Source organism: Sulfurimonas sp. HSL3-1 (genome assembly GCF_039645995.1).
Lineage (GTDB): Bacteria > Campylobacterota > Campylobacteria > Campylobacterales > Sulfurimonadaceae > Thiomicrolovo > Thiomicrolovo diazotrophicus.
The window spans coordinates 1,683,200-1,704,870 of the sequence record NZ_CP147920.1; the positions used below are offsets into that span (position 1 = coordinate 1,683,200).

The window sequence follows — 21,671 nt, forward strand, 5'->3', positions numbered from 1 at the left end:
ATTGGTGCATTATAGCTTCAAACCCATTAAAAAAAGCTGTTTATTCCTGCGCAGGGGCCGAACGGGGCGCAATCTTCGTTTCGCCGACAACGGAGCGTTTTGCGCTATACTCACGGTATGAAGTACTCCCTTTTTCTTATCGGCGACGGCCTGATCGAAAACCAGCCGATGTGCCGCTATATCGACCGCCATTTCGCGCGTTTCGGCATCACCCCGGAAAAGCGCTTTCTGTTCAGGGAGCCCCAGCGCTTTTTTCCGGAACGCGCCGGCGACACGGAAAAGGCAGAGACCTGTTTTATCCTTTGCGATCCCTCCCTGGCCCCCCTCGTCGCCAGGGAGATCGCCACGCTGACGGGCGACACCCTCATCATACGCGATGAGTACCTCGTTCCTTCCCGCTCCAGCAGTATGGCTCCGACCTATTACCATCTCAACGACGGCACCCTGCATCTGCACGTCATGCAGGTCGAAAGCGGCGGCGAGCTCCCTGCCCCCGAGTTGACGCTCCCCCCGTCTGAGAGCGCCGTCGTTCACCTTTTCGAGAGCGACGAGACGGCGTTAATGCCCGTGCTGAAACAGATCGCGGAGAGCTACCGGGTCGATTACGCCCTTACCGCGCCCATCCCCGGCTGGCTGCAGTGCCGCCTGGAAGCGGAGCGTTTCGGGGATGTCGACGGTGCCCTCCAGCATCTTCTGACCCGCTTCCCGAGTGCCGTCGCGTCGGACAATATCGCCCTTTGGCTCATCGAAGTCCTGCAGGATGCGGGCAAGACGGTCACGTTCGCAGAGAGCTGCACCGGCGGCCTGCTCAGTTACTACCTTACCAAAGAGAGCGGCGCTTCCGGGGTCTTCGAAGGCGGACTCATCACCTACTCGAACCGCCTCAAATCCGAATGGATCGCCGTGGAAAACGCGACCCTCGAAGCCCACGGCGCCGTCAGCCGCGAAGTCGTCGAGGAGATGAGTGCCGGTGCGCTGGAAGTTTCCGGCGCCGATTACGCCATCGCCGTCAGCGGCGTCGCGGGGCCGACGGGGGGCACGCCGCAAAAACCTGTCGGGACGGTGCAGGTCGCCGTGCGCAGCAACGAGGCAGTGACTACGGCACGTCTGCAGCTCTGCGGCGACCGCAACTATATACAGGAACAGACCGTCCTGTATGCGGTCAAAATGCTGATGCTCCTGGATAAAAAAACTTTTTTCAAAATTTATTGAGTTTTTCTTGACTTTATCAGGCATATTTCCCTATAATTTCGGCCTTGCATTTGTGAGCATGTCTCGTTAGCTCAGCTGGTAGAGCACGTCACTTTTAATGATGTGGCCGTTGGTTCGAATCCAACACGGGACACCATCTATTTTGCAAAATGAGATTGATCCACCATTAATCTTTTTTTAAAGATTAAGCGGTAAAATTTCGCCCTACTTATTACGGATGCGGTGGTAGTTCAGCTGGTTAGAATACCTGCCTGTCACGCAGGGGGTCGCGGGTTCGAGTCCCGTCCACCGCGCCACATTTTGGTTGGGAGCTTAGCTCAGTTGGTAGAGCGCTACCCTTACAAGGTAGATGCCACTGGTTCGAGTCCAGTAGTTCCCACCATTTCCCGAAATACTTTCTTTGTATCACAAAAAACCAACTTTATCGACACCGAAACTCAAAGTGACCAGCGCCACAAACAGCATTTACCCGCACATCGAAAGATCACACTGGCAAAACCACTATAACATATAAAAATATATAATAATAAAATACACTACAACACCCTATTTACCGTACAAAACCCTTAAGCCACTGCTAATTTTTGTTATGCCATTCTGTGTTATCAACACAAAGGAATGGCTATGAAAAACGTCGGTTTAATAGGTCTGTCATTACTGGCAGCAGCATTAGTTATGTCCACAGGATGTGGCAGCAGCAGTTCAAGTGTTCCGAAATCAAAATACGTCATCACCGCCAATGCGGAAGATGATACCCTCTCCTCTTTCAGCCGTGATACGACAACGGGGGCGTTGACACCGGTTGCGGTGATGGCTGCGGGCTCCAACCCGACCGGCCTGGTGCAGCATCCAAACGGCAAATTCGTCTATTCGATGAACGTTGACGACTGGGACAACACCTCTTCAGCCAGTATCGATACCTGGGAGCTCAATGCAAGCGGTGCCCTGTCGCACCTTGCAAATACCAGAGTTGTGGGTATGGCCCTGAACGCCGTTATTTCACCAAACGGCAGATATCTCTACGTCACCGATCAGAATGACTATGAGTTGCATTCATTCAAGATCAATACGACCACGGGCGCATTGACGGAACAGCCCTTCTCACCGACATATGAGTATGAGGCGCACTCCATCGCCATGCACCCCTCCGGCAAGTTCTTCTATGTCGGGACGGAAAATAATCAAATCCATGGGCATGTCATCACGAATGACGGTAACTACACCGGCACGCCCAATACGCCCTATGCGGCTACAGGGGCCAACAACTGGCTGGCCATTACCCCGAACGGCGATTACCTCTATACGGTCGATGCCACCGGCAATGAAATCAAGGGCTTCAGTGTGAATGAGAAGACCGGCGAGATCACCCTCATGGCCGGTTTCCCGGTCACGACCACTGGCTCCGGTATGAAAAGCTGTGCCGTAACACCGAACGGTAAGTATTTTTATGTGACAACGAAATCCGATGCTTCCGTCAATGCGTACAACGTCGAATCAAACGGTTCGCTGACATACATCGACACCTATGCCTCCGGCGGCCATCCGAAATCTGTGGCCGTCGACTCCAAGAGTACCTCGCTTTACGTCGCAAATTACGACGATAATAATGTAAGTGCTTTCGAGATCGGCGCGACAGGTGCATTGACACCTATCAGCAAGTATGCCGTGGGAGTCGGACCGAAAATGTTGATCACGGCGCATTAAGCCGTCAACAACACGGTGTGTCGGTACATGCGCCGGCACATCCCCTTTCAAGACACTTCATCCTTTCATGCCTCTCGGCTTATCATCGTATTTTATCTTTTCGCTGCTCACAGGTAGACGCTATTTCCATACCAAAGACAAAGCGGCAATTTTCGATAAATTAATAACAGAATAGGTAACTTCGCAGTATAATCCTCCCCTGCTTTTGCACGATGACCCTTTCGTCTAGGGGCCAAGGACGCTGCCACTTCATGGTAGAGACGGAGGTTCAAATCCTTCAAGGGTCGCCATATGGGTGCTTTTAGATGCCCAAAAAGCTCTTTTTAAAGTTAGCGAAGTATACTTTCGCTCTACTTCATGTGCGGTGGTAGTTCAGCTGGTTAGAATACCTGCCTGTCACGCAGGGGGTCGCGGGTTCGAGTCCCGTCCACCGCGCCATGCTTTTACAATCAAAACACCTTTATTTCAACCTATTTCCAACCGTTCCAATACTCTCTCACCCGCTTCGCTATCAAGGTATCGCTCCGCTCTCTGTTTATGACACCACCTTCGTGGTCTCACGCCGTTCGACAACACGCCGGTTTCAAAGCTAAAAACGTGAAGCAGTTCACGTTTTGTGACGCTTCTCACGTCCACCGCGCCATGCTTTTACAATCAAATCTCCTTTTATCAACCTATTTCCAACCCCTTCAGAACACACTGACTTTATTCCACCATAGCATCTCTGCCTGTTTTATTTTTTAAGAGTGATTTTGTCTTATTTACCCTATAGTGGCTGGATAGACACGAGGGCATCACCAAAATCCCTGTGCGGTCTCAGCATAGCAGAGAAAGTCATAATCAAGGCGACGCTTTGAAGACCTAGCCTTAGCTAAGTCGAAAAGTGGCAACGCTGAGTATGGCTTTTCACTGTTATGCCCTGCGGGAGAGCGTTTGAAGCACGATCTTTCTTCCGTTTTCATCTTGACTTAGCTTTTGGCTAGGCCTTCAATGAAAACAAAAAAAATCTCATGCTTCAAATGCTCTCTGAGCTCCACACAGGGACTTTGGTGATGCCCTTAAAAGGAGCCGCCATGGCACAGACTGAAGTAGACAAAATTCTTGCAAAAGATTATGAACTCGGCTTTACCGTCGATATCGAAGAAGACACCGTTCCCCCGGGACTGAACGAAGACATTATCCGCTTCATCTCCGCCAAAAAGCATGAGCCCGGGTGGATGACCGAACTGCGCATCAAGGCCCTGCACAAGTGGGAAGGGATGGAGGAGCCCCACTGGGCCCATCTGCACTACACCTCCATCGACTACCAGGCCATCTCCTACTTTGCCGCCCCCAAAAAAGCCCCAAACAGCCTCGACGAGGTCGACCCGAAGATCCTGGAAGCCTACGACAAACTCGGCATCCCCCTGGACGAGCAGAAGATGCTCCAGGGCATCGCCGTCGACGCGGTCTTCGACTCCGTCTCGGTCAAAACGACCTACGCCGACACCCTCCAGGAGCTCGGGATCATCTTCTGCTCCATCTCCGAGGCGATGCGCGACCACGCCGAGCTCGTGAGAGAGTATATGTTCTCCGTCGTCCCGATGACGGACAACTACTATGCCGCCCTCAACGCCGCCGTCTTCACCGACGGCACCTTCGTCTACGTTCCCAAAGGGGTCCGCTGCCCCATGGAGCTCTCCACCTATTTCCGCATCAATGCCCAGAACACCGGTCAGTTCGAGCGCACGCTCATCATCGCCGACGAAGGCAGCTACGTCTCCTACAACGAGGGGTGTTCCGCCCCGCAGCGCGACGAGAACCAGCTCCACGCCGCCGTCGTCGAATTGATCGCGAAAAAGGACGCGGAAATAAAGTACTCCACCATCCAGAACTGGTACCCCGGCGACAGCAAGGGCGAAGGGGGGATCTACAACTTCGTCACCAAGCGCGGCATCTGCGAAGGGGAAAATTCCAAGATCTCCTGGACCCAGGTCGAGACGGGCTCCTCGATCACCTGGAAATACCCCAGCTGCATTCTCAAGGGCGACAACAGCGTCGGCGAGTTCTACTCGGTCGCCGTCACGAGCCGGGCCCAGCAGGCGGACACCGGCACGAAGATGATCCACATCGGGAAAAACACCCGTTCGACCATCGTCTCCAAGGGGATCTCCGCCATGCACGGCCAGAACAGCTACCGCGGTCTGGTCAAAGTGGGGCCTAACGCAGCGGGGGCGCGCAACTTCAGCCAGTGCGACAGCCTCCTTATCGGCGGGGAGTGCGGGGCTCACACCTTCCCCTACCTCGAGTCGCAGGAGGCCTCGGCACAGATCGAGCACGAAGCGACGACGAGCAAGATCAGCGACGAGCAGCTCTTCTACCTCCGCTCGCGGGGTATCGGCGAAGAGGATGCCGTCTCCATGATCGTCCACGGCTTCTGCAAAGAGGTCTTCGCTCAGCTCCCCATGGAGTTCGCCGTCGAAGCCAAAGAGCTGCTCAATCTCACCCTGGAAGGAAGTGTCGGATGATGGAGATAAAGAACCTGCATGCCGCCATCGGCGGCAACACCATTCTCAAAGGTCTCAGCCTGACCCTGGAAAAAGGCAAAGTCCATGCCATCATGGGCCCCAACGGTGCGGGAAAATCGACCCTCTCCAAAGCCGTCGTCGGCCATTACGACGTCGACGTCACGGAGGGAGAAATCATTTACGACGGACAGAATGTCCTTGAACTGGAACCGGAGGAGCGGGCACTGGCAGGGATCTTCCTCAGTTTCCAGAATCCCGTCGAGGTGCCCGGCGTCAACAACGCCTATTTCCTGCGTACCGCCCTCAACGCCAAGGAGCGCCATGAGGGTAAACCCGAAACGAACGCGGCGCAGTTTCTGCGGCTGATGCGCAGCCACGTCGAACAGCTGGGGATGAAACCCGACATGATCTCGCGCAACCTCAACGAAGGCTTCTCCGGCGGCGAGAAAAAACGCAACGAGATCCTGCAGATGGAGATCCTGCAACCCGACGTCATCCTCCTCGACGAGATCGACTCCGGCCTCGACATCGATGCGCTGAAAGCCGTCTCCGAGGGGATCAACCGGATGAAGAACGGGGAGCGCACCTTCCTCGTCATCACCCACTACAGCCGCATCCTCGACTACATCGACCCCGACTATATCCATGTCCTCCAGGACGGAAAAATCGTCAAAACGGGCGGCCCGGAACTGGTCAAACGCCTCGAGTCCGAGGGCTACGGGGCGATCGCGGAGGATGCATGATGGGCGCGCTGACCCTTGACCTCGTCCGGGAACAGGCCCAGGAACCGCTGTTCGAACGGCTCACTACCCTCGGGCTTCCCGGCAACAAAACAGAGCAGTACCGCCATTTCGCGATCAAACCCCTGTTCGCACGGGACTACACCCTCAAGACGGCGGCAGTGCACACACCGAAAACCGGCGAACGCCTCGTTATCGAAAACGGGACCGTCACCGAACTCCCGGCGGGCTGTTCGATCTCCTACCGTTCCCCTTTCCCGGCCGATCCGGACCACTACGACGCGCTCTATTTTCTCTCGCACCTGCTGGCGCCCGCCGTCATCGCGCTCGAGATCGCCGAGGAAGCAAGTTTTGAGCTCCGGCATATCGTCAGTGACGCCCGGACCCTGCTGCCCTACCGCCTCTCTCTCACCGTCGCGCCGGAGAAACATGCGGAGATCTTCGAGACCTTCGAGGGGGAAGGAAGCGCGGAGAGCCTCGTGCTCTACGGTATCGACGCCAAGATCGGCGACGGTACCGCCCTGCGGTGGATCCGGGACGAGAGCGGCACGGCGGAGGAGACGGCGCTTATCGGCACCCACCGCTTCCATGTCGGCGCAAACGGCCGACTGGAGCTGAAGACCTTCGACTTCGGCAGCGCCCAGGCCCTGCACCTCTACAAGATCGACCTGGAGAGCCATGCCCGCTGCGACGCCGGCCACCTGCTGATGGCGTCAGGCACGGCGCGCCGGGGCAACGTCGTGCATATCATCCATCACGCCCCCCACGCCACCTGCGTCCAGGAGGCGCGCAGCGTCCTGCGCGGCGCGGCCACCGGGATCTTCGACGGCCTCATCCGCGTCGACGCCAAGGCGCGCTACGCCGACGCGCGGCAGAACACCAAAGCCGTGCTGCTCTCCCCGCAGGCCTATATGTACGCCAAGCCGCAGCTGGAGATCTATACCGACGAACTCGAAGCCTCCCACGGAGCGACAATTGGCCAGCTCGATGAAGACGCCCTCTTCTACCTGCGTTCACGGGGGATCGCGGAGAAGGAGGCGCGCAGCATGCTCGTCCTCGCCTTCGCCGACGCCCTCATCGGCAGCGTCGGCGACAACGCCTATGCCGAACGCATCCGCGCCGATTTCCGGTCGGCCTATTTTACGGCACCCGCCGCAAAGGAGATACCATGACGATGGATGAACAGGTTCAGCTCTACAAAGAGGACCTTGCCCTCCTCCCCGACAAAGACGCGAAGATGGAGTACATCCTCGATTTCGGCAAGGAGGCGGGGACACTTGAACCGCAATACAAAACCGACGAGAACATCATCAAAGGATGCTCCTCCCTGGCGTGGCTGCACAAAGCTTATGACAAGGGAAAGATCCTCCTCGAGGCCGAAGGGGACTCCATCATCGCAAAAGGGATGCTCGTGATGCTGCTCGGCATCTTCCACAATAGGACCCCCGACGAGATCCTCGCCTTCGATCCGAACAAACTCAAAGAGATGGGGATTATGGAGCTGCTCAGCCCCGTCCGCCAGCAGGGGCTCGAAGCCTTCCTGAACGTCATTTACGGGTACGCCAAGGCCTGCAAAGGGGAGTGAGATGAACTTCGACGCCCTCAAAGAGAAGATCACCGACAAGCTGCGCGGCATCTATGACCCGGAGATCCCCGTTAACATCTACGACCTCGGGCTTATCTACGGTATCGACTGCGCCAAGGAGAGCGGCGGGGCGACCAGGTGCGTCGTGACGATGACCCTCACCTCCGCCACCTGCCCCGTCTCCGAGAGCCTGATCGACCAGGTGCGCAACATCGGCTACCTCATCGACGACGAACCCGACCTCGTCGTCGAAGCCAACCTCGTCTTCGATCCCCCCTGGACGATGGAGAAGATGAGCGAGGAGGCGCGGCTGCAGCTGGGGATGCTGTAAGTCCGTTTCCAAGCGCACAAGTGCTACACTATGCCTTATGAACAGTCCCGTATTTCTGACCGATCTTGACCACACCTTTCTGCGCTCCGACCAGAGTGTCAGCCCCTTCTCCCGCGACGTCTGGAACCGCATCGCCCGCCACACGCCCCTGACCGTCGCCACGGCACGCAGTTTTTCCAAGTCGCACGATTTCCTCAGCGCCCTGCATCTCGACGCGCCGATGATCCTGCTCGACGGCTCCATGGTCGTCCTCCCGGACAAGACCCTCATCGACATCAAAACCGTCGCCAAAGAGATCGGGGACGAACTGATCGAGGCGGGACGCCGCTTTGACAACATAGAGCCCTTCGTCATCGGCCTCACCGACCGCGACCTCAACGAAGCGTTCCGCTACCCCGAAAAGGTCACGCCGATGCAGCGGCAGGTGCTGGAGAACTACAAAAGCGATCCCCGCCTGGAGCGGCTGGGGCGCATGGAGGCGATGGAGGAGACCCTCAAGATCGTCTACATGGCCGAAGAGGCGCGCCTGCGGCCGCTCACGGAGCACTTCAAGGCGCTCTTCGGCGATGCGCTGGAGTTCAAGCTCTCCCCGGAGAAGTATACTGGGGGCTACTACCTCACCATTTTGCACCCCCTCGGCGACAAGGCCCACGCCATGGCGAAGGTCGCCGAGTACATGGAGCACGACACCGCCGACTTCACCGTCTTCGGCGACAGCCTCAACGACCTGGGGATGTTCGAACTCGCCGGGACCGCCTGCGCCGTGCAGAACGCCCTCGACGAGGTAAAGGCCGCCGCGGACATCGTGCTGCCCCACACCAACGACGAAGATGCCGTCGCACGCTACCTGCAGGAGGCCACCCATGCCTGACAAAACCTCCGCCCTCCTGCCCATGAGCATCCTCGGCCTGCTCTTCTTCATCTTCGGATTCGTCACCTGGCTCAACGGCTCGCTCATCCCTTTTCTCAAGATCATCTGCGACCTTACCGCCTTTGAAGCGCTCCTGGTCACCTTCGCCTTTTACATCGCCTATACGGTGATGGCCCTGCCGATGGCGACGGTGCTGCGCTACACCGGCTACAAACAGGGGATGGCCCTGGGGCTCGGCATCATGGCCGCCGGGGCCCTGCTCTTCATTCCCGCGGCCCAGAGTGCGGACTACCGCCTCTTCCTCGGCGGCCTCTTTACCCTGGGGGCGGGCCTCACCCTGCTGCAGACGGCATCGAATCCCTACATCGTCCACATCGGCCCCCACGAGAGCGCGGCGGCGCGCATCAGCATCATGGGGCTCATCAACAAGGGCGCCGGCGTCCTCGCCCCGCTGCTCTTTACCGCCCTCATTTTCGCCGACTTCACCGCCCCCGTCTCCGCCGATGCGACGCCGGAGATGAAAGCGGCCCTGGCGCAGAAACTCGTCAGCCCCTACCTCTCCATGGCCTCCGCCCTCGCGCTGCTGGCGGTCTTCGTCCGTCTCGCACCCCTGCCGAAACTCCCCTTCGAAGCCGTTCCCGCCGCCCCGGGCGACTCCGTCTGGCGCCATCCGCACCTCCTGCTCGGGGCCGTCACCCTCTTCTTCTACGTCGGCATCGAGGTCATCGCGGGGGACACCATCGGCCTCTACGGCCAATCGCTCGGCATTGAAAACGCGACGGCGCTCACCGCCTATACGATGGTCTTTATGGTGGCGGGATACCTCATCGGCGTCACGACGATCCCCAGGTTCATCTCCCAGGAGAAGGCGCTGCGCTACACGGCCCTGGCCGGTCTGGTCTTTACGGCCGGGATCCTCTGGAGCAGCGAACAGAGCCACACGGTCGCGTCGATCCTCTGGGGCTGGAGCGGCATCGCCACCCTGCCCGACAGCCTCACCTTCGTCGCCCTGCTGGGGCTCGCCAACGCCCTTGTCTGGCCCGCCGTCTGGCCCCTGGCGCTCAAGGACCTCGGCCCCCTCACGGCCAAGGGGAGCGCCCTGCTCATCATGGGCATCGCCGGCGGCGCGCTGCTGCCGCTGCTCTTCGGCCAGATCGGGGAGATGGGCGGCACCCTGCGCCACGGCTACGCCCTGGGCTTCGTCTGTTACGCCTTCATCTTCTACTACGCCCTTACCGGCCACAGCATAAGGAGAAACCATGCATAAGCTTGTCACCTCGGAAAACGGCCTGGAAATCCTCGAGATCATCAACACCGAAGCCACGGCCAAGATCGCCCTGCAGGGGGCGCATCTTTTCGAATACGCCCGCCACGGCCAGCCCGAACTGCTCTGGCTGAGCCCGACGGCCCGTTTCGAGCCGGGACGGGCCATCCGCGGCGGCGTCCCCGTCTGCTGGCCCTGGTTCGGCTCGGACCCCGACATCCCCGAGCGGCCCCAGCACGGTTTCGCCCGCGCCGTACTGTGGCGCCTCGAGAGCGTCGAGGAGGCGGATGACACCGCGACCGTCGTCACCCTAAAGCTCGACGACACGATGCTCGAACAGCACGAGCGCCGCTGGTTTCCCTACCTCTTCGAACTCACATTGCGCATCACCATCGGCGAGCAGCTTGAACTCGCCCTTACGACAAAGAACCTGGGCAAGGAACCCTTCGAGATCACCGAGGCGCTGCACACCTACTTCAGCCTCGGCAATATCGCCGCCGTCAGCATCGTCGGGCTGGAGGGGGTCACCTACGCCGACGCCCTGGACGGGTTTGCCAAAAAATCCTCCGGCGCCCCCATCGGTATCACCCGGGAGACCGACCGCGTCTACCTCGACACCGAAGACACGGTGATCCTGCTGGACGAACGGCTGGGACGCACCGTCATCGTCGGCAAAAGCGGCAGCAGCTCCACCGTCGTCTGGAACCCCTGGATCGACAAAGCGGCGCGCATGGAGGATTTTGCCGACGACGGCTACAACACGATGGTCTGCATCGAAACGGCCAACGCCCTCTCCAACTCCGTCACCGTCGCCCCGGGCGATTCCCATACGATCACGCAGAGCATCAAGTGAAGCAGGTCATTTTCGACGGCCGCGAGGTCTCGCCGTCCAAGGTCGTCTGCATCGGCCGCAACTATGTCGAACACATCGAGGAGCTCGGCAACGAGATCCCCGAGCAGATGGTCGTCTTCAACAAACCCAACTCCGCCATCACCGACACCCTCCGCTACATCGAGCCGACCTGCCGCTTCGAAGGGGAGATCTGTTTTCTCATTGAAAAGGGGGAGATCGCAGGAATAGGCTTCGGTCTCGACCTCACCAAGGCTTCTATTCAGAACCGTTTGAAAGAGAAGGGCCTGCCCTGGGAAAGGGCGAAGGGGTTCGACGGCTCAGCCGTTCTGAGCGACTTTGTCCCTTTTCGCGAATCAATGGAGTCACTTCGGATGACCCTGCACGTCGACGGCAAACTCCAGCAATACGCCGGCTACGGCCTTATGATGTACAAACCCTCAGTCATGCTCGAAGAGATCAAATCGTTTATGACATTGGAAGACGGCGACATCATCATGAGCGGGACCCCAAAAGGGGTCAGCACCTACGAGGCCGGGCAGACCTTCGTCGGTCGGGTCTACTCGGATGAAACCCTGCTTATCGAGCAAACGTGGGTTGTTCAGGGCTAGAAGAAAGACCACTTCCAACTAAGTATGTAGGAAGAGGTTATTCTGTTGCACTTTCGTCAACTTCTTCATTGATGATACTTTTTTTATGTCTATGATCAGCGATGATTACGAGAATGAATGCGAATGCAAAAAAAAGATTAATAGCAGCCCATATGGGATGCCCTGCGTTATAAGCAGTATATAGCAATATGATTATTGTGATATACAGAAATATAATCATCTACTCTTTTTCTCTCCTTTATTAGTAATTCTGATTACACATGATCACAATATACTGTAAACAATTCCACACCCAAAATTGATACAAATTTCAGGTATGTCAGTGCCGCATCACCACCGAGGTCCATATTTAAAGAAAGTATAAATATACATCAACGCAATCCCAAGCGCTGCCAGTTGTAACTCAGGGGTTCGCGTCATGTGGAGATCTTCTATCAGTGAACCGCCTTTGAAAATCACTCCATATGAACCAATACAAACAAACATGAGAGTGAGATAGATGATTCCCTTGAGGTCAAAAAAATACTCATGTTTGTACCTAAACACCTTTTTAAGAATAAGTGTCACAACACCCCAGAGGGCAATTGACACGAGCATAAAGATAATAACTTCCATCAACCACTCCAGGTTAAAAAAACGTAGACACCAGGTAGATCCACCCCAGGATAACGAGGGGCCCAAGCACCCCGGAGACGATCCCCATCATCCAGAAATCCCGGCTTTTCAGCGCCCCTGACGCAAAGACAATGGCGTTGGGCGGGGTCGAGACCGGCAGGGCCATCGCCAGCGAGGCGCTGAGCGCGACGGTGACGACGGCGAGCACCGGGCTGCTGTTGCCCACGACGACGGCGACGGCCGCCACCAGCGGCAGCAGAATGTTCGCCGCGGCCGTATTGCTCATAAAATTAGACAGCAGCACGACGAGGTAGGCGAAGATCGGAACAAGCAGGAGCAGCGGCAGCGTCTGCTCGGCAAAAAGCGTCGCGATCCAGTCGTCCAGCCCGCTGCTGCTCACAGCGCTTCCCAGGGAGAGCCCCCCGATGATCAGGATGATGACGTCCCAATGCAGCGCCCGGATATCCTCCGCTTCCAGGATGCCCAGCATCGTGAAGATGACGATGGGAAGGAAGGAGACTACTGTCGTCGGGATGTGGTGCAGCGGCCCCGTCAGCCAGAGCAGGACAGTGACCGAAAAGGTGAGGACGACGGCGCTCTTTTTCCAGCTGGGCACGCTCGGCACCGTCGCGTGCACAAGGCTGGTGTCGTCGGTGTGGTCGACCCCGTGCAGCGGGCCGAGGTCGATCAGCGGTTCGTTGGAGGGGTAGCGCTTCAGCAGCAAAAATCGCAATGCGATGACCAGCAGCAGCGCCGGCGGCAGCGCCAGCATCATCCAGCCGACAAAGCTGGGGGCCTCCGCACCCAGCAGCCCCACGGCGATGGCGTTGGGCGGCGTCCCGATGATGGTCCCCATCCCCCCGATATTGGCGGCCATCGTGACAGCGAGCATCAGCCCCTTTCTATAGGGATTGTCCGGCCGCATCGTGGCGAGCATGGGGAAGAGGATCGAGACGATCAGCGCGGCCGTCGCCGTATTGGAGATGAACATCGACATCGTGAATGTCACCAGGATCATCCCGCTCATAATGTGCTCGGGGCGGTTGCCTACGAGGAAAAGGACCCGCTTGGCGATCCAGATGTCCAGGCGGGTCTTCGACGCCGCGCTGGCCATAATGAACCCGGCCAGAAAGAGGAAAACGAGCGGACTGGCCCAGGGGGAGAGGAACGCTTCCCACTCCTCGCCGGGGATGAGGCCGAGCATGACGATCTCAAGCGCGATGATGAGGAAGGAGACGGCAAAGGCGGGAATAGCCTCCGTCAGCCAGAGCCCGGCGGCGAAGATGAGAATGAAGAAGGTCGCCCGCCCTTCGCTGCCCAATCCTTCGTACTCGGGGAGGTAGGCCGCCAGAAGCGCCACGATCAGCGAGACGGCAAAGCGGATAAGGCGGTCTGCCCGGTTCTCAACGCCCCCCAGGTTGGCGAACTTCCGAATGCCTTGCCGCGTATCGATCATGTTAGCTTCTCTTCTACAACTTGTTTCTCATGCCTTTTTCTAAAACACCTTGCCAATCCAAGCAATACAGAAAAAACAACGATAAAAATCCATGCTACGGTATTTCGTTTCGTCCCTCTTGTCATAGCATCCATGCAAGCTTCTGTTATCACCCATTCCTTGAAAGTGTCGATATCCTCCTGGGTAGGTGTAAATACTACCTCTTCCCCTTCACAATTTTCATATGTTCTCAAAACCCCATTTTTCATAAATGCTCTTTCCGAAATTACTTTTTGAGCCATCATCACAAAATCGCAATCTTTATGCTCTAATCTGGAAAGGAGCTTTTTTTCAATACCCTTGTCATCATTAAGTAGAGAGGTCAAATTTCGAATCGTTTGGTTCATGTAAATAGGCCCGCCTACCATTAAAGCAGCTATCAATACTCCAGCGGTAATGAAAGAAAGCGCTTTAAGATGAAATCCATACTTACACCATTTTTCCGTTCCTAAAAACAACCCAATTATTGCCATAACGATAAGGAGGGAATCAAAAATACTTTCCTGTCCCCACGGCATCAGTTTTCCTCATTCAACAATTGAAGCCGCTCCGGCGTCCCGATGTCGCGCCACTCTCCCTCGTAGAGTTCCGCCGAGACGAGGTTCCCGGCCATCTTCGTACAGTAGGTAATCTTCAGGGGCTTGTTGCCGTACGTCAGTCCCCAAAAGAATTTCGGTGCATAGTAGCCGATGCCCGAAAAGGTGTAGTTCTCTTCATCTTCGTCGCAGGCGGCGCGCCCCTCCTCGATGGCGAAGTCGCCTTCGGGGTTGTGCTCGGGGTTGGGCACGAGGATCAGGTGCCCCAGCGATGCGGGCAGTTCGAACTCAGTATCGAAGGGGAAGTCCGTCCAGACGTCGCCGCTGATGATGAGAAACGTCTCGTCCCCCAGCATCCCCAGCGCCTTGACGATGCCCCCGATCACGCCCAGAGGCTCCTCGTGCTGCTCGTCTGAGTAGAAAATCTCCACCCCCCACTTTGACCCGTCGCCCAGCGCTTCGGGGATCATATAGCCCAGGTAGGCGATGTTGATCACGATCCGTTTGAACCCCGCCGCCGCGAGGCGTTCGATGTGATGCACAATGAGCGGTTTACCCCGGACTTCAAGCAGGGGCTTCGGAATCGTGTTCGTAAGCGGGCGCATCCGCTCGCCCTTTCCTGCCGCCAAAATCATCGCTGTATCCAAATCATCTCCTCTTTGTCGGGCCGAAAAGCCCCTGTTGAATTTTTCTCATTTTCCTTCGCTATCCGACGGCAGCGGCGGCAGTGTCACCCGCTCAAGCAGCGCGGCGAGCGGCTTTGTCTCTTCGTAGCGGTTCGCCGCCTCGATGGTGTAGCGCAACGTCAGCGGCAGGTCGCCGAGGTAGCCCGGTTTGCCGTCGCGCAGCCAGAGGCGCGCGAAGATGCCCAGCACCTTGATGTGGCGCTGCAGCCCCATGAAGTCGAACCACTTCAGGAACGTCGCGTCGTCGGCGACGATCCCCGCCCTGTCCCGGAAGCGCAGCGCCAGCACCGCCATCTCTTCCGGCTCGAAACGGATGTAGAGGTCCTTGAGCAGGGAGACGAGGTCGTAGGTTACCGCCCCCTTCATGGCGTCCTGGTAGTCGATGACCCCCGTCTCGTCCGAGGGCGTCACCATGATGTTGCGCGAATGGAAATCGCGGTGGACAAAGACGCCCTGCGGCTGCGACAGCACCGTCTCCGAGATCGTATCCAGCACCTCGGCGAGCATCCGCTCCTCCTCTTCGCTCAGAGTCATCCCGAGGTACTTCTCCAGGAACCAGGTCTTCATCAGGTCCATCTCAAAGTGCAAAAAGGCCTTGTCGTAGAGCGGCAGCCCCTCCGCATCCGCCGCCTGCATCTTGACGATCTCGTCGATGGCGCTGCCGTAGTAGGAGTCGAAATTCGCCTCGTTCAGGACATTGAGCAGGGAGCGCGAACCGAAATCCTCCAGGACGAGGAACCCTTCGTCCCTGTCCTCCAGGTACACCTGCGGCGCTTTGACATCGACACCGAGCAGCCTTCCCGTGACGTCGAGGAAAGGGTCAAGCGACTCCTTTTCCAGCGAAGCGTCCATGACGATGAGCTTCTCCCTCCCCCGGCGCAGCCGGAAATAGCGCCGGAAACTGGCGTCGGCACTGGCGACCTCCACCTCCCAGTCGCGGTAGGGCGTCTTTGCCAGCCACGCTTTTACTTTATGCATATATCCCCCCGAGGATCGTATTTTGCGACGCGCCCGTCACGCTGGAGAGCTCGACGGTCTCCTCGTTCATGCGCTTAAAAGCCAGCCAGGCGAAGGCCATCGCCTCCATCCACTCGCCGGGGATGCCGTATTCGTCCGTGCGGACAACTTCGACGCCCGCCAGCTGCGAGGCGATCCGCCCCCGCAGGTAGACGTTCTCCGCCCCGCCGCCGCAGAGCAGAACCCTCGACGGGGCGTATTTCGCGGCCTCCTGCGCGATGCTGCGGGCCGTCAGCTCCGTCAAGGTCGCCAGGAAGGCGTCGCTGCGCATCCCCTCTTTGACAAAGCGCTCCGCCCAGGCGGCGTTGAACTGCTCCCGCCCCGTGCTTTTGGGTGCCGGGCGCGAAAAATAGGGGTCGGAGAGCATCGCGCCGAGCACGTCTTCGTCTACTTCCCCCCGCTGCGCGATGGTTCCGTTCTCATCATAGGAGCAGCCGAACTTCTCCGCGCACCAGCCGTCCATCAGCACGTTGCCCGGCCCCGTATCGTACCCCAGCAGTTCGCTGCCGATGACGGTGATGTTGGCCATCCCGCCGATATTGACGACGAGGGTGCGCCCTTCGAGCTTCTCGAAAAGGAAGCGGTGAAACGCCGGGGCGAAGGGCGCGCCCTGCCCCCCGAAGGCCATATCCTTCCGGCGGAAATCCGCGACGGTCTTTATGCCGGTCCGGGCGCAGACAATGTTGGGGTCCCCCAGCTGCATTGTAAAGGGATTGGGGCCGGAGGGACGGTGCCAGAGCGTCTGGCCGTGCAACCCTATCGCCTCGATCCGGCCCGTGTCGAGATGGTGCTCGCGGATGAGCGCTTCTACGGCCTCGGCAAAGAGCAAGCCCAGCCGGTGATCGAGTTCCCCTATCTCCTCCAGCGTCGTGCTGCCGCCGATAACGCGGAGCAGGTCGGCACGCAGCTGCGCGTCAAAAGGGTAGGCAAGCGACGCCGCCAGCTCGATGCCCTCCCCGTCCACGGGACAGAGCACGACGTCCACCCCGTCCAGGCTCGTTCCCGACATGACACCAATATAACACTGTTTCGAATCAAAGCTCATTTTCATTCCTACCGATATGGTACTATATGCATCTTCAACTTCCGCAGGAGAGTCCTATGACAGGAGGCTTTTTCGCCATTCTCGATGATATCGCGGCGCTGCTCGACGACACGGCTGTCATGAGCAAGGTCGCGGCCAAAAAAGTGGGCGGCGTCCTGGGCGACGATCTCGCCGTCAACGCCGAACAGGCCTCCGGCCACGCCAGCGCGCGCGAGCTGCCGGTGCTCTGGGCCATTACAAAGGGCTCTTTCCGCAACAAGGCGATCATCCTCCCCATAGCCTTTCTGCTCAGCGCCTTCGCCCCCTGGGCCATCGTGCCCATCCTGATGCTCGGGGCGGCCTACCTCAGCTACGAGGGGGCGGAAAAAGTACTGGAATACCTCCGGCCGGGTCACCATGGTGAAGAGCAGAAAGGCGCCGTCGACGAGGCCGTCAAGATCAAATCGGCCATCCGGACGGACTTCATCCTCTCCATCGAGATCATCGTCATCGCCCTGGGCGTTGTCGCCGGGGAGGCGCTGACGACCCAGATCCTCGTCGTCACCCTGATCGCGCTGCTCGCGACCGTGGGGGTTTACGGCATCGTCGCACTGATGGTGCGCATGGACGACATGGGCTTCGCGCTGGTCGGTTTCAGTCAGACAAGCACGGGGACAAAAGCCGCGGTGCTGAAACGCTCCGGCCTGCTGCTCGTGCAAGCCATGCCAAAACTCATCAAGGCGCTGGGCTACATAGGCACCGTGGCCATGCTGCTGGTGGGCGGCGGCATCTTCGTCCACCACTTAGAGTGGCTGCACCACGCTCTCGCTTTTATGCCCTTCGTCCTGCCCGAACTCGTAAGCGGTCTTGCCGCTGGTATGCTGCTCGTGGCGCTTGTCCTTCTCTGGGAACGGCTGACGCAGCGGAACTGATTCTCGGATCGCCATCCAAATGATTCCACCATATAATTAGCAAAAACCTTAAGTATTCCTCTGTAGAATATGTGAAATTATGTCATTTTGTTGAGTTTTAAAAATCATTTTTTGATAGCAGGACACTTTTGATGTCTGAATATCTTTTGAGATTCCGACAAAAGAACATAGTTTTGGTATCAATGAATAGTTATGTAACTGCTAGAAAACAAAAAATACATATCAAGATAAAGAAGAAAAATGACAATTATCAAAGAGCTAAAACGACGAAGTGAGAATCCATCTGATAATGTAAAAATTGAATTAAAGCTTTACAATCTTGCAGATGAATTAGAGAAAAAAGCCAGAGCTCATCTAAAACGAATCACCAATATACTTCCTGAATTTGATATTCATGATGAAAATCATAGTGAAAAAGTCATTTTCAATATAGAGCAGTTATTGGGAGTTGAGAAGATTAAAGAATTATCTTCTTATGAGCTGTTTTTCCTTTATTTATCATCATATTTTCATGATGCAGCTATGGCACCTTCAGATTGGGAAATAAACACGTTAAAGCTTACAGAAGGAACTGATAAATTTATTTCGTTTGAGCAATCTATTAGACATGACTTAAAGACACCATTGAAGCTGTCATCCGCAATTGCGTTGATAAAAGAAAAAAAAGAGCTTCTCTATCCAAAGTTTGAAGGTGATGTAGCAGGTTGGTTGTTTAGTCCAAAACAAGAAAATATACTAATTGAATACTTAGCTAAATTACTTATTGAATACCAAAATTTTAGAAATGGGTTTGCAGATAAAATTAAAAAGATAAAAAATCAAAAGGATTTTGACAGCCTAAATGAATTTATTCGAATTGACTACATTAGAGCTACCCATCACATCCGAATAGAAACTTATATCAAACATCTAGAATCATCAATCAGTAGTGCATTTGAACAGCCTGCTTGGGGGAAAAAGCTTGCTAAAGACTTGGCATTAATTTGTAGGTCTCATGGTGAAGATGCCAACTTCATTAATCCATTTGATACTAATGCACAATATTATGGCTCAGAAAGTACTAATTTGCAACTTGTTGCAATTTTGCTTAGATTGGGAGACATTATTCACTTTAGTTTTGATCGAGCACCGTTCGACTTACGATCCTCTCGCTTGTTCAAATCAGAATATAGTTTTCAAGAATGGGCAGTAAAAAATAGTGGTGTCAATTATACTATTGAGAATGGTGAGATAATCTTTAGAGCATATTGTGAAACACCGGAAACCTATTTTAAATTGCACCAATATATAAAATGGATCGAAAATGAAATACAAAACTTTTTTATTTTCCAGAGACAATGGGAAAAAACGTATATAGAAAATCTAAAAGACAAAGTCAATATAAAAAACATAACAAATGATACAGAAAAATTTCTTCCCCAATTAGGGTTAAGTTTTTCATTGAATCAAAATAAAATAATCGAGCTACTGATGGGGGTTGGGCTCTATAAAGATAAGTTTGCTTGCTTAAGAGAGCTCTATCAAAACTCGCTGGATGCTTGTCGTTGTGCATTGTCAGAAAATATGGTGTCAAGTATCACATCAAAAAGATCAATCGAATTTTCCCTGATCCAAGATGGAGATGAAATTTATTTATCTTGCCTAGATAATGGTATAGGCATGTCGAAATATATTATTGAAAGATATTTACTTAAAATAGGTAATTCTTATTATAAATCATCAGACTTTTATAGACAACAAGCACAATGGGGAGGAACCTTTACACCTACTTCTCAATTTGGCATAGGTATTCTCTCTTGCTTTATGATTGGGGAGAAAATAGAAATCACTTCTAAAATGAGAGATAATGATTATGTTTCCTGCACAATAAATGGACCTCATGAAAATTTTTACTATAAAAGTACAACAGAACTTGAAAAAGAAAAAATTCCTTCTACTGGAACCTGGATAAAAGTATTATTAAATGATGAAACAAAAAGCACATTAGTCAATAGCGAAATCAATAAATTAGGATTGTTGCTATTCTCTAAACCACTTAGGTTTGCAGATAATTTTGAAAAGTATGCACCATATTATAAAAATTGGGAACATCATTTATATAATATAGTTAATGGGTTTGTTCAAATAATACCAGATGATATTGAAGTAAGTGTTACTTTATCTGACAACCAGCTAATTCCAATATGGTCTAAACCTATGGTGCTTGATTTGGACAATAAAAGATTAGATATCAACGATGATGATTTAGAATTCATCCATTACTTGAATAACTACAGACGTATACATCCTTTCAAAGTAAAATATAGCGAAACAAAAGAATATATCGAGACATATATCATATCAGTTTCTTACAAGTCTTTAGAATACAAAACGATACTGACTTTGCCCAAAAATAATTTCAGTTTCATGGAATTAGACCACTTATATACAATTCCAACGATTGGAATAAATGGGTTGTGTATTGATGGAATTCTCGTTAATAATAGCAATCTTTTAGGCCTTGACAATGACTATTCAAATGCACTTATATATATAGGTGTTATGAGTTTTACAGGTGAAACAAGACCACAACTATCTGTCGACAGAACACAGCTAGTAAATTATCCAGTTGAATGTGAACTTATAGCTAAAGAAGTGGCTAAGTTATTCGTTAGAGAAGTTCTAGACATTACAAAAAAACATATCGAAGTTCATCTCATAAAAGATGATGCTTTAAAATTGACTTGGGAATATGTATTTAATAAAATAAATTTTGCTGATATATATTTTATCAATGAGTTATCTCTAACTGAATATGGAAATATAATTTGGGAAGGTTTAACAAATAGTATCGATCAAGAAATATCAATTCGAGAATTTTTGTCAAAAAAAGAAATCACATTTAAAGATGTTGATTTCTCTAATCTTGATATTTTGACAAAAAAGCTAATTTTGACTAAATGTATTTCTGCGAGTGAAATTGAAGTTGATGAAAATACCATGTTCTTGAAGTTTGATGAATTATTGTTTACTGAGTTACTACCAAAGGGACGTTCAAATTCTGATAGTGACATAGTGATATTTACAGATAAATGGAAGGGGTCTATTGCTGAGTACGATATAGTCTCTAATTTATACCCTTTTATATCGCCATCACTATATTCTTTAATGAATCAAGTTGAATTGCAGGAATTTTTCAAATCACATATAAATAAAAAAGTTAAAGTTTTGCATGCCTACAGTAATGGAATAACAGCTTTTTTCACTCAGAACCCTTTATTGATAAATGAAAAACTTGGTCTATATTCAGAAGAAAATGACATATACGGAAAAAAGAAAAGCCAGGTATACAACTTCGAGAAAAAACGAGCAAACTTTTGGCTCAGTGAAATGAATGAAAGAGACTATGAAAATGAAAATATGGACAAGTACGTACTAGTTGTTTTTATTGCACCTAAAGAATTAACAGCAGAAGAAAAAATCGAATTAGAAAAAATTAAATATGATGATCCATCTTACTATAAAGGTGTGAATCAAGGATGGAGCTTACTTGTTACAGGAATGAAAAAAGAAAATATTGTGATTATTCCTGGTAAGTGTGAAAGAAAAGTATTGGTTGCTAAATTATCTGACTCTTTTTGGCAAGAGTATGATAAGTATACTTTTAAGTTTACAGATGGATCTGTAATGGAAAAATAACATAACAAAACCT

19 protein-coding genes and 5 tRNA genes are annotated in these 21,671 nt (G+C 53.4%); 18 read left to right on the forward strand and 6 right to left on the reverse strand.

Annotated features, from left to right (window positions below):
* The first annotated feature begins 117 nt into the window (after positions 1-117).
* The 16 genes from WCY31_RS08725 to WCY31_RS08800 all read left to right on the forward strand — a co-directional run bounded on the left by WCY31_RS08725 (position 118) and on the right by WCY31_RS08800 (position 11,675).
* On the forward strand, positions 118-1,212 hold the full coding sequence (locus WCY31_RS08725) for a CinA family protein (RefSeq protein ID WP_345972078.1): 1,095 nt from the start codon (positions 118-120) through the stop codon (positions 1,210-1,212).
* Between the two features lie 60 nt (positions 1,213-1,272).
* Positions 1,273-1,348: transfer RNA gene (locus WCY31_RS08730), tRNA-Lys, on the forward strand.
* An 83-nt stretch (positions 1,349-1,431) separates the two neighbouring features.
* A tRNA-Asp gene (locus tag WCY31_RS08735) sits at positions 1,432-1,508 on the forward strand.
* Between the two features lie 10 nt (positions 1,509-1,518).
* A tRNA-Val gene (locus tag WCY31_RS08740) sits at positions 1,519-1,594 on the forward strand.
* A 293-nt stretch (positions 1,595-1,887) separates the two neighbouring features.
* Positions 1,888-2,916 carry a lactonase family protein gene (locus WCY31_RS08745; RefSeq protein ID WP_345972079.1) on the forward strand — a complete coding sequence of 343 codons (1,029 nt, stop codon included), beginning with the start codon at positions 1,888-1,890 and terminating at the stop codon, positions 2,914-2,916.
* A gap of 214 nt (positions 2,917-3,130) precedes the next feature.
* Positions 3,131-3,206, forward strand: a tRNA-Glu gene (locus WCY31_RS08750).
* 71 nt (positions 3,207-3,277) lie between these two features.
* A tRNA-Asp gene (locus WCY31_RS08755) sits at positions 3,278-3,354 on the forward strand.
* 635 nt (positions 3,355-3,989) lie between these two features.
* Entirely contained in the window at positions 3,990-5,423 is a 1,434-nt protein-coding gene (gene sufB / locus WCY31_RS08760) for a Fe-S cluster assembly protein SufB (protein ID WP_345972081.1), read from the forward strand.
* Positions 5,420-6,166, forward strand: a complete 747-nt coding sequence (gene sufC / locus WCY31_RS08765) for a Fe-S cluster assembly ATPase SufC (protein ID WP_345972082.1) — start codon at positions 5,420-5,422, stop codon at positions 6,164-6,166. The genes sufB and sufC overlap by 4 nt, the downstream gene beginning before the upstream one ends.
* A complete protein-coding gene (locus WCY31_RS08770) occupies positions 6,163-7,335 on the forward strand; it encodes a SufD family Fe-S cluster assembly protein (RefSeq protein ID WP_345972083.1) in 1,173 nt (390 codons plus the stop codon). The genes sufC and WCY31_RS08770 overlap by 4 nt, the downstream gene beginning before the upstream one ends.
* Positions 7,332-7,748, forward strand: coding sequence for a SufE family protein (locus tag WCY31_RS08775; RefSeq protein ID WP_345972084.1), 417 nt, complete (start codon positions 7,332-7,334; stop codon positions 7,746-7,748). Before WCY31_RS08770 ends, WCY31_RS08775 begins: the two co-directional genes overlap by 4 nt.
* A gap of 1 nt (position 7,749) precedes the next feature.
* Positions 7,750-8,079, forward strand: a complete 330-nt coding sequence (locus tag WCY31_RS08780; protein ID WP_345972085.1) for an iron-sulfur cluster assembly protein — start codon at positions 7,750-7,752, stop codon at positions 8,077-8,079.
* 37 nt (positions 8,080-8,116) lie between these two features.
* Entirely contained in the window at positions 8,117-8,950 is an 834-nt protein-coding gene (locus WCY31_RS08785) for an HAD-IIB family hydrolase (RefSeq protein WP_345972086.1), read from the forward strand.
* A complete protein-coding gene (locus WCY31_RS08790; protein WP_345972087.1) occupies positions 8,943-10,217 on the forward strand; it encodes a sugar MFS transporter in 1,275 nt (424 codons plus the stop codon). Before WCY31_RS08785 ends, WCY31_RS08790 begins: the two co-directional genes overlap by 8 nt.
* Positions 10,210-11,067: a D-hexose-6-phosphate mutarotase gene (locus WCY31_RS08795; protein WP_345972088.1), complete on the forward strand. Its 858-nt coding sequence runs from the start codon at positions 10,210-10,212 to the stop codon at positions 11,065-11,067. The genes WCY31_RS08790 and WCY31_RS08795 overlap by 8 nt, the downstream gene beginning before the upstream one ends.
* On the forward strand, positions 11,064-11,675 hold the full coding sequence (locus WCY31_RS08800) for a fumarylacetoacetate hydrolase family protein (protein ID WP_345972089.1): 612 nt from the start codon (positions 11,064-11,066) through the stop codon (positions 11,673-11,675). Before WCY31_RS08795 ends, WCY31_RS08800 begins: the two co-directional genes overlap by 4 nt.
* Positions 11,676-12,005: 330 nt before the next feature.
* Here WCY31_RS08800 and WCY31_RS08805 read toward each other — a convergent pair whose 3' ends face one another.
* From WCY31_RS08805 to WCY31_RS08830, 6 genes are read right to left on the reverse strand one after another with little or no spacing between them, the layout of a single operon-like run.
* Positions 12,006-12,290, reverse strand: coding sequence for a hypothetical protein (locus tag WCY31_RS08805; protein WP_231018556.1), 285 nt, complete (start codon positions 12,288-12,290; stop codon positions 12,006-12,008).
* Between the two features lie 13 nt (positions 12,291-12,303).
* A complete protein-coding gene (locus WCY31_RS08810; RefSeq protein ID WP_345972090.1) occupies positions 12,304-13,746 on the reverse strand; it encodes a DASS family sodium-coupled anion symporter in 1,443 nt (480 codons plus the stop codon).
* Entirely contained in the window at positions 13,743-14,303 is a 561-nt protein-coding gene (locus WCY31_RS08815) for a hypothetical protein (protein ID WP_345972091.1), read from the reverse strand. Before WCY31_RS08815 ends, WCY31_RS08810 begins: the two co-directional genes overlap by 4 nt.
* On the reverse strand, positions 14,303-14,968 hold the full coding sequence (murU, locus tag WCY31_RS08820; protein ID WP_345972092.1) for an N-acetylmuramate alpha-1-phosphate uridylyltransferase MurU: 666 nt from the start codon (positions 14,966-14,968) through the stop codon (positions 14,303-14,305). The genes WCY31_RS08815 and murU overlap by 1 nt, the downstream gene beginning before the upstream one ends.
* Positions 14,969-15,013: 45 nt before the next feature.
* Entirely contained in the window at positions 15,014-15,985 is a 972-nt protein-coding gene (locus WCY31_RS08825; RefSeq protein ID WP_345972093.1) for an aminoglycoside phosphotransferase family protein, read from the reverse strand.
* A complete protein-coding gene (locus tag WCY31_RS08830; RefSeq protein WP_345972094.1) occupies positions 15,978-17,069 on the reverse strand; it encodes an anhydro-N-acetylmuramic acid kinase in 1,092 nt (363 codons plus the stop codon). Before WCY31_RS08830 ends, WCY31_RS08825 begins: the two co-directional genes overlap by 8 nt.
* Before the next feature lie 56 nt (positions 17,070-17,125).
* On the opposite strand from WCY31_RS08830, the gene WCY31_RS08835 reads away from it, so the two are divergent.
* Entirely contained in the window at positions 17,126-17,980 is an 855-nt protein-coding gene (locus tag WCY31_RS08835) for a DUF808 domain-containing protein (protein WP_345972095.1), read from the forward strand.
* Positions 17,981-18,220: 240 nt separating this feature from the next.
* Positions 18,221-21,658, forward strand: a complete 3,438-nt coding sequence (locus WCY31_RS08840) for an HD domain-containing protein (RefSeq protein ID WP_345972096.1) — start codon at positions 18,221-18,223, stop codon at positions 21,656-21,658.
* Positions 21,659-21,671: the final 13 nt, after the last annotated feature.